This window comes from Bacteroides sp. AM54-2NS (genome assembly GCF_003602935.1).
Taxonomy (GTDB): domain Bacteria; phylum Bacteroidota; class Bacteroidia; order Bacteroidales; family Bacteroidaceae; genus Bacteroides; species Bacteroides xylanisolvens.
Window position 1 is genome coordinate 64,453 of the sequence record NZ_QTMZ01000011.1, and the last position, 14,786, is coordinate 79,238.

Below are 14,786 nucleotides of genomic sequence, written 5' to 3' on the forward strand. Positions count from 1 at the left end.
AAAATCACTAAACTCTACCAAAAGAAAATAAACTGCTCTATTTTACCTTTTGGCACGGATGTTTACTATATTAACACGGATATTTACTTCTTCTTTTTCTCTAAAAATTCCCTCCACAGGCTACTGCTGAACCTCTTCCAAATGTTTCATCCGAAACTCTTTTGGCGTACATTCATACTTTTCACGGAACACCTTAAAGAAAGTAACTTTGTTCGAGAATCCCGAATCGAATACAATTTCATCAATCGTCTTTTTAGTGGTCAGCAATAAATCTTTCGCTATGTGCAAACGACATTCCTTAATCAGATCGGTCGGGCTATCCTCTCCTATCTCTTCCATCTTCCGATAAAGACTCCGGGGACTGATTGCCAGCCGATCGGCGATATAACGCGGAGTCAAATCTTTGTTCGTTATATTATCATTGATAATCTTCAAAACCGACTGAAGGAACTTCTTCGACTCTTTATGCGTCAACTTCCCGTCCGACTTTTCAAAAGAACTGATCGGCGAACTGAAATAATTCTTCAACACCTCTTTCCGTTCCATCACCTGACAGACAGAAATACGAAGGTACTCCGCACTAAACGGTTTCGTAATATACATTTCCGCACCGGCAGAAAGAGCTTCCATCTGTTGTTCCATCTCGTGCCGTCCGGAAACCACAATAATAGGAATATGCGCTGTCTCTTTCACCGATTTGATCCGCCTGGTCAGTTCAATGCCACCCATTCCCGGCATCATGACATCACAGATAATCACATTCGGATAAACCTCATTCATCACCTGATCCAGCCGTTCGGGATCTTGCAAGGTTACCACATTGAAGTCAGCCGAGAAGATTTCTCCAATAAACCATAGCATTTCGATTTCATCATCGACAACCAAAAGCGTAGGACGCATCTTATCAAACTCATACTGGGGAAGTTTCAGTATCGATTGAGTATCTATCTTAGGGATGTATTCCGCTGTGAGCCGCTTGGTTTCCACCACTCCGGTAGTCAGTTCCACGACCGGCAAGGTAGTGTAAACATCACCCACCCGTCAGGAGTATTTTCCACTTTCAACGTACCATTCAGCAACTTTGCCATATTATAAGAGATGGCTAGCCCCAGTCCGTTCCGTGAAAAGTTCTTTTCATCCTGATTCTCGAAATTATCCAAAATGGCATACCGGTTAAAAATATACTGAAAATCCTTTTCCTTGATGGTACTTCCTTCATTCGCTACACGAAGAGTCAGCATGTTTTCCCCGCTCGTATCCACTTCAATCTTGATACTTTGTCCGTCGGGAGTATATTTAAAGGCATTAGAAATCAGATTAATAATAATTGTATTCAGGAATCCTTTGTCCGAGTTCCACATCACCTGCTCGGGTATCTTGCTCAAGAAAGTGATGTTTCTGGATTTAGCCATTTCTACAAACGTTTTGGCTATTCCTTTCACAATGGAAGACACATTCAATGACTCAATCCGTACTTCCCTGTTTCCCGTTTCATCCGACGGAATTCGATCAATTCATGAATCAGGTTGTTGAGACGCTCCGCATTCGTCTGAATCATCTGTACGTAGTCTACGACAAATTTACTAAGTCCCTTCGATGAAGGATTCGTCCGCAAGGACCATAAATCAAAGTCAGCGGAGTACAAAATTCATGTGCGATATTAGTAAAGAAACGAAGTTTGGACTCAAAGACATTCTTTTGATGGCGTTTCTCTATCTCGTTCAGCAATTCCTGCTTTTTACGTTTGGAGCGCAGGATAAAGGAACGTATCAGCAAGGCTGCCAGTAAAAGCAGACACAGGGCATAAATCAAATAAGCCCACCAGGAAGCATACCACGGATCACCTATACGAATCACCAGAGAATAGACATCACTCTCTTTATCAAAGACACTATTGTAATATTTCACCAGTAAGGTATATTCGCCGGGAGCCATATTCGTAAAAGAGACTCCGCTTTCCGAACCATTGTTTACCCATTGGTCACTCAATCCTTTTAGTTTATAGAAATAGGTACAGTTATTACCATTCAGATAATCCACAGAGGCAAATGAAACAGAAAAAAAATTCTGGTCATACTGCAAATTCAAGACTTCAGTTTCTTTTTTCCGGGTGAGAAATTCGCCCAGATTGTATTGTTCACCGAAGATAGACAGCTTATCAAAATAAACAGGAGGCATATAAAGCTGCTCTGGACAGCCATCCGCCCGGATAGCTACGACTCCATTGATTCCGCCAAAGAACAGAGTACCAGTCCGGGAATCCCGAAAAGCGGCACCGTCACTAAACTCTACCACTTTTAAACCATCTCCAAAGCCATACGAACGAAAGACATTCCGTTTCGTATCGAAATTGATTAATCCGAGATTGGTGCTCAACCAGAAGTTGTCGGACGAGCTTCTAAGAATTGCATGAATGGTATTATTAAGGAAACCATTCTTGGCATTGAAGAGCTGATAAGAAGTTTCCGATGTGTACTTTATCAATCCGTAGCTCGTTCCGAAAAGATAGTTATTGCTGCTGTCTTTACTGATAGCGAGAATATTATTCAGGGTCATGTTTTCGTATTTGTGAGTAGACACCGGTTCCAGGCCATTCGTCGTTTCGTTATAGCGGAATACCCCATATCCTTTATTGCCAAACAACAGGTTGGCTTCATTCTCCGCATAAATAGTAAAGAAATAGTTCGATCCCAGTTCGCCGTCATTGATGATGTAACGTTGCGCATCCACAATCACCGGATTGTCCGATGTTCCGGCAATACGAGCTTTCACCACTCCCATGCCGACACTCGCCAGCCACAGTTCGGAATCTGCTGTTTCGTAAATGTCATGGATGTATTTAAAATCTTCGTTACCGATCCGTATTGGTATACTCTTGATACGTTTTTCCCGATATGAATAATAAGTTAATCCTTCTTCGTCTCCTATCCAAAGCAAATTCCGGTGGCTCTTGGCAAAACAATAAACGGCATTACTACTCAAAGCACTATTAGAGGTAGTCAACACCTCTGCCCGACAGTCGGAGATGTTTTTATCGAATTCGTAATCATAGATTTTAAGAATTCCGTTTCCTTTGGTTCCCACCCAGAAAGTACATTCATCATCAAGATAGATGGCACGCACGGGGCGTTCTATTTTCTCGGTGTAATTGCTAAGCACCATTGATTTGATAGAATAAAGCGGGTTCGAATAAAGATAAACGCCCTGTCCGTCAGTACCAATCCAGACAACATCCTGAAAACGGTCTTTCTTGAGACAGAATACACCGCTGTTGATAGGTAACGACTGAATTTGATAATGATCCGTCTCCTTCTGTTTTTCCAACAGGAGAATGCCATCCATCAAAAAGCCCACAAAATAGCTGTTATGATAATGAACAATGGACGAAATTTTGCCACGTTCCTGTATTTCCTTACCCAGATTGGCAATAAATTCATTCTTCTGGGTCGGAATATGGAAAGCATAGAAATTAAATTCCTTATCTATATAATAAAGAGATTGCTCGTCATTGAAACAATAAATCAAGGAAGTCTGATAAATCAGGTTTGTTTTCTGGGGTAACAGGGTGATATCTCCCGATGCGGCTTCCTGCTGTATGTCATAACAGCGGTTGTATCCTTTCATGACTACCCACATCCGGTTGTTACCGTCGATAAAGAAGTTTACGATATCGGAAATCGGGATTCCCGTGATATTGATTTTCTTGAAGACTCCTTCTTTTTTATGATAATAATAGATGCAGTTACTATCCTGGATAATGAACAGATTGCCATGACTATCCTTATTCATAAAGAAGAGTTTCTGAAATTCATTATAGTGAGTGATTGTATTGGTTTTCCGGTTCAAACGGTTCAACCCATAGTAGGTTTGAATCCAGTAAATATCTTCGCCCGTATACACAATATTGTCAATCAGATTACCAGATAAGTAATCCTCTTTGTCACGAGTCTTAAATTCCTCAATCTCCTGTCCATCATAAATATTCAGTCCGTCGCAGGTCCCGATCCACATCAATCCACGCTCATCCTGGCACAGAGATGTAATCGAACTATTAGACATATACTCTTTATCTGCAACTTGCTTCAAATTATAAGCATAAGCGTTATGTATCAACAGATTAAGAAAAAATAATAGAATATAAACCGACTGTTTTCCCATAGTGTATTATTCTTAGATTTGCTATATGACAAAGGTAAACAAAAAAACATTCCGAGCTTTTTTTTGACCGGAATATAAGTAAATTTCCGTGCCAGAGTAGTTAATTTTAGCGACAAGAGGCGATTTAACCTCTCTATTACTAGAAGCACATTCCTTTTCTCCCTATTTTCGTCGTAGAATTATTTTCAAATCTATAAATTCATTTGTTCATGAAAACACATTTTTCATTTAAACACTTGCTATTTCTTGGAGGTGCCGTGTTGTACAGCCTGCAATCTTCTGCCGTTAAGAATCCGGTAGACTATGTCAGCACACTGGTAGGCACTCAATCCAAGTTTGAACTGTCTACCGGAAACACGTATCCGGCTACGGCATTGCCGTGGGGAATGAATTTCTGGACACCGCAGACCGGTAAAATGGGAGACGGTTGGGCGTACACGTATGATGCCGACAAAATCCGAGGATTCAAACAAACACATCAGCCCAGTCCCTGGATGAACGACTACGGGCAGTTTGCCATCATGCCTATCACCGGCGGACTGGTATTCGATCAAGACCGACGTGCCAGTTGGTTCTCTCACAAAGCGGAAGTTGCCAAACCTTATTATTATAAGGTGTACCTTGCCGACCATGACGTAACAACCGAGCTTGCTCCTACGGAGCGCGCCGTCATGTTCCGTTTCACGTATCCGGAGACAAAGAATGCCTACGTGATTGTAGACGCTTTTGACAAAGGTTCTTATGTGAAAGTGATTCCGAAAGAAAACAAGATTATCGGCTATTCAACCAAGAATAGCGGCGGTGTGCCGGAAAACTTCAAAAACTACTTTGTAGTTCAATTCGACAAACCGTTCACATTCGTTTCCACAGTTTCCGAAAACAACATTCTTCCGAATGAGATCGAAGCGAAAGGAAACCACACAGGTGCGGTAATCGGATTCGCCACGAAAAAGGGAGAAATCGTACACGCACGGGTTGCTTCCTCCTTTATCAGTCCTGAACAAGCGGAATTAAATCTCAAAGAGCTGGGCAGAAACAGTTTCGACCAATTGGTAACGAACGGAAGAGACGTGTGGAACCGTGAAATGAGTAAGATAGAGGTGGAAGACGATAACATTGATAACCTGCGCACCTTCTATTCCTGCCTGTACCGCTCCATGCTTTTCCCACGTAGCTTTTACGAGATAGACGCTAAAGGAGAAATCATGCATTACAGCCCCTATAACGGTGAAGTGCGTCCCGGCTATATGTTTACCGACACCGGTTTTTGGGACACGTTCCGTTGTCTGTTTCCTTTCCTCAACCTGATGTATCCGTCGATGAACCTGAAGATGCAGGAAGGTTTGGTAAACGCTTACAAAGAGAGCGGTTTCCTGCCGGAATGGGCCAGCCCGGGACATCGGGATTGTATGGTAGGCAACAACTCGGCTTCCGTAGTGGCCGACGCTTACATCAAAGGATTGCGCGGATATGATATCGAAACTCTTTGGGAAGCATTGAAACATGGAGCAAATGCACATCTTCGCGGGACTGCTTCAGGTCGTCTCGGTTACGAATCTTACAACCAACTAGGATATGTTGCCAACAATATCGGCATAGGACAAAACGTTGCACGTACACTGGAGTATGCATATAACGACTGGGCAATTTATACATTAGGCAAGAAACTCGGTAAACCGGAGAGCGAAATCGACATTTATAAGAAACACGCGCTGAACTACAAAAATGTCTATCACCCGGAACGCAAACTGATGGTTGGCAAAGATAACAAAGGCGTATTCAATCCGAATTTCGATGCAGTGGATTGGAGTGGTGAATTTTGCGAAGGGAATAGCTGGCACTGGAGCTTCTGCGTATTCCACGACCCGCAAGGACTTATCAACCTGATGGGAGGCAAGAAAGAATTCAACGCGATGATGGATTCCGTCTTTGTCATCCCGGGTAAACTGGGAATGGAAAGCCGCGGCATGATTCACGAAATGCGTGAAATGCAAGTAATGAACATGGGGCAATATGCACACGGCAACCAGCCTATTCAGCACATGGTATATCTCTACAACTATTCAAGCGAGCCCTGGAAAGCTCAATACTGGATACGTGAGATTATGAACAAACTATATACCGCCCGTCCCGACGGTTATTGTGGTGACGAAGACAACGGACAGACTTCCGCCTGGTATGTATTCTCCGCACTCGGTTTCTATCCGGTTTGCCCGGGAACGGATGAATATATCATAGGAACCCCGCTCTTCAAATCGGCGAAGTTACATCTGGAGAACGGAAAGACCATCACGATCAAGGCAGATAACAACCAGCTTGATAACCGCTACATCAAGGAAATGAAAGTAAACGGGAAATCACAAACCCGCAATTTCCTTACACATGACCAGCTGATTAAAGGTGCTAATATTCAATTTCAAATGAGCCCCGTGCCCAATAAACAACGGGGAACCACAGAAAAAGATGTACCTTACTCTCTTTCGTTTGAATAAAATATTGTACTTTTGGAGATCAATGAATTATCTACCAAACAAACTATAAAAACATGAAACTGAAAAACCTTTTACTAATTGCCCTTGTTGCGATCGTCTTTTGCGGTTGCCAAAGTAACTATCAGCCTACTTCTATCACCGTTGCCTCCTACAATTTGAGAAACGCCAACGGTGGCGATTCAATCAACGGAAACGGTTGGGGACAACGTTACCCGGTCATTGCCCAAATAGTGCAATACCACGATTTCGATATTTTCGGCACGCAGGAGTGCTTTATTCATCAACTGAAAGATATGAAAGAAGCATTACCTAGTTATGATTATATCGGTGTAGGCCGCGACGACGGCAAAGAGAAAGGTGAACATTCTGCTATTTTCTATCGCACAGACAAGTTTGATGTGATAGAGAAAGGTGATTTCTGGTTATCGGAAACTCCCGACGTGCCGAGCAAAGGATGGGATGCCGTGTTGCCGCGTATTTGCAGTTGGGGACACTTCAAATGCAAGGATACCGGCTTCGAATTCCTTTTCTTCAACCTGCACATGGACCATATCGGCAAGAAGGCACGCGTGGAAAGTGCGTTCCTCGTACAGGACAAGATGAAAGAACTTGGCAAAGGCAAAGAGCTTCCAGCCATCCTGACGGGAGACTTCAATGTCGACCAGACCCACCAGTCTTATGATGCTTTTGTGAGCAAAGGGGTGTTATGCGACTCTTACGAGAAGGCCGGCTTCCGCTATGCTATCAACGGCACGTTCAACGACTTCGACCCGAACAGCTTTACGGAAAGCCGTATCGACCATGTATTCGTTTCTCCGTCTTTCCATGTGAAAAAATATGGTGTGCTGACGGATACTTACCGCAGCATCGTAGGCAAGGGAGAAAAGAAGCAGGCGAACGATTGCCCGGAAGAAATCGACATCAAGACTTATCAGGCGCGCACTCCTTCAGACCATTTCCCCGTAAAGGTGGAACTGGAGTTCGAACAGCGTCAGCAGAAATAATCTTTGTATCTAGTTATAACCTGAAAGTTTCACCACACAACCCGATATTCCTATGAGAAATATATGTTTTGTAGCCTGTATGTTATTTTGCCTTACCTCCGCAGTGGGAAAGACACCGGGAAATACCCGTTATCTTTCTATTGCCGACTCGATTCTATCTAATGTATTGAATCTCTATCAGACGAATGACGGACTACTAGCAGAAACGTATCCTGTCAATCCCGACCAAAAAATTACTTATCTGGCGGGCGGAACGCAGCAGAACGGAACGCTGAAGGCTTCTTTTCTATGGCCGTATTCCGGAATGATGTCGGGTTGTGTGGCTTTATACAAAGCGACCGAAAACAAGAAGTACAAAAAGATTCTCGAGAAAAAAATTCTACCGGGGATGGAACAGTATTGGGATAACAGCCGCCTGCCGGCCTGTTATCAGTCATACCCCACCAAGTACGGGCAGCACGGACGTTATTATGACGATAACATCTGGATTGCACTGGATTACTGCGATTATTACCAACTGACTCACAAACCCACATCTTTGGAAAAAGCCGTTGCATTGTATCAATATATCTACAGTGGATGGAGCGACGAGATAGATGGTGGCATCTTTTGGTGTGAACAGCAGAAGGAAGCGAAACATACTTGTTCCAATGCACCGTCTACTGTGCTCGGCGTCAAGTTGTACCGGCTGACGAAGGATGCCAAATACCTCGAAAAAGCAAAAGAGACGTATGCCTGGACGAAAAAGCATCTATGCGACCCTACCGACCATCTTTACTGGGATAACATCAACCTGAAAGGGAAAGTTTCCAAAGAGAAGTACGCCTACAACAGTGGACAGATGATTCAGGCGGGTGTATTACTCTATGAGGAAACAGGAGATGAACAGTATTTGCGCGATGCACGGCAAACAGCCGCAGGAACAGATGCCTTTTTCCGCACAAAAGCCGATAAGAAAGATCCGACTGTCAAAGTGCATAAAGACATGGCCTGGTTTAACGTAATCTTATTCAGAGGACTGAAAGCTCTGTATAAGATTGACAAGAATCCGGCGTATGTCAATGCGATGGTGGAGAATGCGCTTCACGCCTGGGAAAACTACCGGGATGAAAACGGATTATTAGGCAGGGATTGGTCGGGACACAACAAGGAGCAGTATAAATGGCTGCTCGACAATGCCTGTCTGATTGAATTCTTTGCAGAGATTTAACACTTCTTCTCCGCAACACTTTCATAATCAATACTAATCAACAAAAAAAGACTATTACCATGAATATAACTAAAGCCTTTTGTTTGTCCATAGCACTCTTGGGTGCTAGCAATATGCAGGCTATAACGAACAGTGATTTTGTCATCCAACAAGATAATACCCAAATCAACAACTATCAGACGAACCGTCCGGAAGCATCGAAACGTCTGTTTGTCTCGCAAGCTGTGGAACAACAGATTGCGCATATCAAGCAACTGCTGACGAATGTCCGCTTGGCATGGATGTTCGAAAACTGTTTCCCGAACACACTGGATACTACTGTTCATTTTGACGGTAAAGATGATACGTTTGTTTATACGGGTGACATTCACGCCATGTGGTTGCGCGATTCGGGTGCACAAGTATGGCCTTACGTGCAACTTGCCAACAAAGACGCGAAACTGAAAAAAATGCTGGCCGGCGTTATCAAACGTCAGTTCAAGTGTATCAATATCGACCCGTATGCCAATGCTTTCAACATGAATTCCGAAGGCGGCGAATGGATGAGCGACCTTACGGACATGAAGCCCGAACTGCACGAACGTAAATGGGAAATCGACTCGCTCTGTTATCCTATCCGTCTCGCTTATCATTACTGGAAGACGACGGGAGACGCCAGTATATTCTCCGACGAATGGCTTACAGCCATCGCCAAGGTTTTGAAAACGTTTAAGGAACAGCAACGAAAAGAAGATCCGAAAGGTCCTTATCGTTTCCAACGTAAAACGGAACGTGCACTCGATACGATGACCAACGACGGCTGGGGTAATCCTGTAAAGCCGGTCGGACTGATTGCTTCTGCTTTCCGTCCTTCGGATGATGCTACAACTTTCCAGTTCCTCGTTCCGTCCAACTTCTTTGCTGTAACTTCATTGCGCAAAGCTGCCGAGATTCTGAATACAGTCAACAAGAAACCTGATTTAGCTAAAGAATGTACTACACTGTCGAACGAAGTGGAAGCAGCCCTGAAAAAGTATGCGGTTTACAATCATCCGAAATATGGCAAAATCTATGCTTTCGAAGTAGATGGTTTCGGCAACCAACTGTTAATGGATGATGCCAATGTGCCGAGTCTCATTGCCCTGCCTTATCTTGGAGATGTGAAAGTGAACGATCCTATTTATCAGAATACCCGTAAGTTTGTATGGAGCGAAGATAATCCTTACTTCTTCAAAGGTACTGCCGGCGAAGGAATTGGCGGTCCGCACATCGGATATGACATGATTTGGCCCATGAGTATTATGATGAAAGCATTCACCAGTCAAAACGACGCAGAAATCAAGACCTGCATCAAAATGCTAATGGATACGGATGCCGGAACAGGGTTCATGCATGAATCTTTCCACAAGAACGACCCGAAGAACTTTACTCGTTCCTGGTTTGCATGGCAAAATACGCTGTTCGGAGAACTAATCCTAAAACTCGTGAATGAAGGAAAGGTAGACTTGCTGAATAGTATCCAATAGTCTTCTATTATGTTTTTATTGTATTCCCGCTTATGAGATAACTGTTTCTAACCTTGAAGCTTACGCTTCCAAAGTAGTTTCAAGGTTGAAGAACTTTAGTTTCACGCCTTTGAAACCACAGTTTCAAGTAAGAGAAACTAGAGTTTCTCACCGATGAAACTAAAGTTTCCCGCTGACGAAACAAAAGTTTCAAGCAATAGAACTTTTAGTTTCAAGTACTGAAACTCTCTCTTCCGTAATAGTCTGATAATCCTTGAATACCGCTCCGGATAGAAAAATAAGTGCCCACATAGCAGAGAAACAATAAAATCCTTGCTTTCACAACAAGGTGACAGCAAAGTTGTCGTCACCTTGCCGTCACATCATGCTGTCACACTGCAGTATATTTATAATCAATCATTTATGCCCAATCAGGTGACAGATGACAGCATTTTATTTATTTTCCAATTTATATGTAGGGAGTATATGACTCCTAAAAAATAAATGACCCATATAATATGAACAATATGAAATCAACTTTTTTATTCCTACTTACTACAACCATGATGACCTGTACTGCCTACGGACAGTCTTCCAATCATAAAGAGAACAAATTACCCGATTGGGCTTTCTGTGGTTTCGAACGTCCAAAGAATGTCAATCCGGTAATATCTCCTATAGAAAACACTAAGTTTTACTGTCCATTGACCAAAGATTCTATTGCGTGGGAATCGAACGATACATTCAATCCGGCTGCTACACTCTACAATGGTGAGATTGTCGTGTTATACCGTGCAGAGGATAAATCAGGTGTCGGTATCGGACACCGGACTTCCCGCCTCGGTTATGCCACTTCTACCGACGGCACACATTTCCAACGGGAAAAGACTCCTGTATTCTATCCGGATAATGATTCACAAAAAGAGTTGGAATGGCCCGGCGGCTGCGAAGACCCACGAATTGCCGTAACCGATGACGGATTATATGTAATGATGTACACCCAATGGAATCGCCATGTACCTCGCCTGGCAGTAGCGACCTCCCGCAACCTAAAAGACTGGACAAAACACGGTCCTGCTTTTGCCAAAGCATTTGATGGAAAGTTCTTCAACCTGGGTTGTAAGTCCGGCTCTATCCTGACCGAAGTTGTTAAAGGGAAACAGGTTATCAAGAAAGTCAACGGGAAATACTTTATGTACTGGGGAGAGGAGCATGTATTCGCAGCTACTTCCGATGACTTAATCCACTGGACACCGATTGTCAACATTGACGGCTCCCTAAAAAAGCTGTTTTCTCCCCGTGACGGCTACTTCGACAGCCATCTCACCGAATGTGGGCCTCCAGCTATCTACACTCCGAAAGGAATTGTCCTTCTTTATAATGGTAAGAACCATTCAGGAAGAGGTGACAAACGCTATACCGCCAATGTCTATGCTGCCGGACAAGCACTCTTCGACGCCAATGATCCTACCCGCTTTATCACCCGTCTCGATGAACCGTTCTTCCGTCCGATGGATAGCTTTGAAAAGAGTGGGCAATATGTGGATGGAACCGTATTTATAGAAGGAATGGTCTACTTCAAAAACAAATGGTATTTGTATTATGGTTGTGCTGACTCCAAAGTAGGAGTAGCCGTTTATGATCCGAAACGACCGGCAAAAGCTGATCCGCTTCCATAGTTATAAAAATAGTCTTGATTACATTCTTTTTTAAAGGAAAGATGTAATCAGGACTAACTTATTTCTTAAAACTATATTCCCCAAAACGGCTGAAAACAGTAAGTTCTTGTTAAGGATTTGCTTTTCAGCGTTTCTAGTATAAAATAAAGCTTTCCGAAGCAGAATTAAATGCTACAATCGGAAAGCCTTATAATACCTATTGAAAACTGAATTGAATATTGAGAACCAGCTTTATTCTTTCATTGTCGGAGGCTTCTTCCTCCTTTCAACAATTAGCTGTCTTTTATAAGTAAGCCATCTTTATCCATTTATCTTATTCAAAACAACCGGTCTGTTTGCCGGAGCCTTACCAAAATTCTTATTAGGCTTTTTCCCCATTACAAACTTCAATGTGCTGCCATTTATTATATCCTGATAAGTGATATAACTCTTATCATAAGGCTTACCATTCAAATACACTTTCTGGATATAGATATTTTCTTTGCTGTTATTGGGTGCTTCTACAGTAAAAGTGTTACCACCACGTACCTTCACTTCTACTTTCTTAAAACAAGGGCTACCGAAAACAAATACACCATCCGACGGGTTCACCTGATAGAGTCCCATAGATGAAAGAAGATACCAGGCAGACATTTGGCCACAATCCTCATTACCGATGATACCGTCCGGCTGGTCTGTGTAAAAATCGCTCATGATAAAACGAACCTTTTCCGCCGTTTTCCATTGTTCACCGGCATACGCATAAAGATAAGCAACATGATGGCTCGGTTCATTTCCATGTGCATATTGTCCGATCAATCCGGTTATGTCGCTTGATGCTCCTTCCCCCATACTGTCGGTATTGGTAAAGAAACCATCAAGCTTCGTTGTAAAAGGTTTGTCACCTCCAAACAAGGCAATCAGCCATAGGGGTCTTGTGGAGCAAAGAAAGTATATTGCCATCCGTTTCCTTCACAGAAATCTCCAACAGTATGGATGGAACGTGCCGGATCGTAAGGAGTACGCCAAGAGCCGTCTTCCAGTTTCGGACGAATGAAATGGATAGAAGAATCAAAATAGTTCTTGTAATAATGAGCACGTTTTGAGAATGTTTCAGCATCTTCTGTCTTTCCCATCTTACGTGCCATAGCGGCAATTCCCCAGTCGTCCACTGCATACTCCATGGCTATGGAAGTAGCTTCATGAACTTTGTCGGCAGGGATATAGCCTTTTTTGACTACATAAGGTACTCCTTTCTGCTTTTCATAAGTAGCTGTAGCTATCATTGCTTGCAATGCTTCTTCCGCATCGAACCCGGTAAATCCTTTCAGATATGCATCGGCAATCACCGGCACGGAGCTATACCCCGGCATCTGATCGGTCTCTCCACTCATCAAAGGCCAGATAGGGAGTTTGTCCTGCTGACGATAGATGGAAATCATCGAATTGACTACATGGTCAACCATTTCAGGTTGAGTAATAGTCATCAAAGGATTTAATGCACGGTAGGTATCCCATAAAGAAAGAGTCGTATAGTTGGCTTTCTTCGGGTCTGTGTAAATCATGTCATTCATCCCTCTATACTCTCCATTCACATCGCAAAAAAGCGTAGGGGCAATCATAGTATGATAATGGGCGGTATAGAATACACGTTTGGAAGCCTCATCATCAGTCTCTACTGTCATCTTCTCCAGTTGCTTATTCCATCGGTCGGCACTCATATCCACCACCTTATCAAAATCCCAGTGAGTAAGTTCGGATTGCAGGTTCATCGCTGCGTTGTCACAGCTGACAGAAGAAAGGGCGACTTTTATCTTCACTTCCTTCACGTTACCAAAAGTGAGGACACTCTTCACCGATGCCACTTTCAGTTGGTCCCAAGGTTGCGGGGTATTATCATCATAGGCAGTAAACTGCTCTATCTTCTTATCACTTTTCAACACAAAATAAACTTTGCGGGAAGGACTCCAGCCTCTCACATAACGATAACCCTCTACTGTATAATCATCTACCTTACGGATATAGCTGTCGTAAGCATTCGATCCGTTTCCTTCACGTAAGTCGATTAATATGGAAGCCGGTTTTCCTTCAGGATAAGTATAACGATGGAAGCCTACACGATCTGTAGCTGTCAGCTCGGCTTTGATATTGTAACGGTCGAGAAGCAAAGAGTAATATTCGGGACGGGCGATTTCATTCGCATGAGAATATCTGGAAGCATACCCATCACGTATATCATCCTGATTGCCTCTGGGAGTACGGATCTCATTCAATGGCATGATGAGAATATCACATAAGTCAGTACAGCCCGTACCGCTCAAATGGGTATGTGAAAAGCCAATTAAAATACTATCGGAATAATGATAACCCGAGCACCAGTCCCAACCTTTATGGATATTAGTAGGACCCAGCTGTACCATTCCATACGGAACACTCGTCCCAACAAAGACGTGTCCATGATAACCGGATCCGATATACGGATCGACGTACTGCAATAATCCTTCACTTTTTGAATAGTTCTGTTGCGCTACTCCATTTCCCGCTGCAAGCAAGACACAAGAAGTAAGTGCAAGTAGTTTAAATGCCTTCATTCGTATTTTTCTTTGGTATGATTGAAAATTATAGTTAGCGAATGATGCAAATATACTACCTATTTAGGAATTAACTAACTGTCGCTAGAGTTTACAAGAAAAATGGCAGGCAGGTTTACTCTTTTGGCAAGTTCCAACCACAGATTTACACGGTTTTCCACAGAAAAACTGCGTACCGTCTACTAAATA

At 43.1% G+C, this 14,786-nt stretch carries 5 protein-coding genes and 2 pseudogenes; 5 read left to right on the forward strand and 2 right to left on the reverse strand.

The annotated features are described in order from the left end of the window. Nucleotides 1-120 precede the first annotated feature (120 nt). A pseudogene (locus DXA05_RS09205) lies at nucleotides 121-4,158 on the reverse strand (response regulator). A 209-nt stretch (nucleotides 4,159-4,367) separates the two neighbouring features. On the opposite strand from DXA05_RS09205, the gene DXA05_RS09215 reads away from it, so the two are divergent. The 5 genes from DXA05_RS09215 to DXA05_RS09235 all read left to right on the forward strand — a co-directional run bounded on the left by DXA05_RS09215 (nucleotide 4,368) and on the right by DXA05_RS09235 (nucleotide 12,027). After that, on the forward strand, nucleotides 4,368-6,650 hold the full coding sequence (locus DXA05_RS09215) for a GH92 family glycosyl hydrolase (RefSeq protein WP_128859096.1): 2,283 nt from the start codon (nucleotides 4,368-4,370) through the stop codon (nucleotides 6,648-6,650). 53 nt (nucleotides 6,651-6,703) lie between these two features. Then, nucleotides 6,704-7,654: an endonuclease/exonuclease/phosphatase family protein gene (locus DXA05_RS09220; RefSeq protein WP_015533073.1), complete on the forward strand. Its 951-nt coding sequence runs from the start codon at nucleotides 6,704-6,706 to the stop codon at nucleotides 7,652-7,654. 79 nt (nucleotides 7,655-7,733) lie between these two features. Then, nucleotides 7,734-8,864 (forward strand): glycoside hydrolase family 76 protein, encoded by a 1,131-nt coding sequence (locus DXA05_RS09225; RefSeq protein WP_015533072.1) that lies wholly within the window; start codon nucleotides 7,734-7,736, stop codon nucleotides 8,862-8,864. A 59-nt stretch (nucleotides 8,865-8,923) separates the two neighbouring features. After that, nucleotides 8,924-10,369, forward strand: a complete 1,446-nt coding sequence (locus DXA05_RS09230; RefSeq protein WP_117684357.1) for a glycoside hydrolase family 125 protein — start codon at nucleotides 8,924-8,926, stop codon at nucleotides 10,367-10,369. 497 nt (nucleotides 10,370-10,866) lie between these two features. Then, a complete protein-coding gene (locus DXA05_RS09235) occupies nucleotides 10,867-12,027 on the forward strand; it encodes a glycoside hydrolase family 130 protein (RefSeq protein ID WP_004313028.1) in 1,161 nt (386 codons plus the stop codon). A 300-nt stretch (nucleotides 12,028-12,327) separates the two neighbouring features. Here DXA05_RS09235 and DXA05_RS09240 read toward each other — a convergent pair. Further along, nucleotides 12,328-14,597: pseudogene (locus DXA05_RS09240) on the reverse strand (GH92 family glycosyl hydrolase). Nucleotides 14,598-14,786: the final 189 nt, after the last annotated feature.

Excerpts from the sequence above, each read along its gene's own strand:
- DXA05_RS09215 (WP_128859096.1), top strand. The coding sequence starts at position 4,368 with ATGAAAACACATTTTTCATTTAAACACTTGCTATTTCTTGGAGGTGCC.
- DXA05_RS09220 (WP_015533073.1), top strand. The coding sequence starts at position 6,704 with ATGAAACTGAAAAACCTTTTACTAATTGCCCTTGTTGCGATCGTCTTT.
- DXA05_RS09225 (WP_015533072.1), top strand. The coding sequence starts at position 7,734 with ATGTTATTTTGCCTTACCTCCGCAGTGGGAAAGACACCGGGAAATACC.
- DXA05_RS09230 (WP_117684357.1), top strand. The coding sequence starts at position 8,924 with ATGAATATAACTAAAGCCTTTTGTTTGTCCATAGCACTCTTGGGTGCT.
- DXA05_RS09235 (WP_004313028.1), top strand. The coding sequence starts at position 10,867 with ATGAACAATATGAAATCAACTTTTTTATTCCTACTTACTACAACCATG.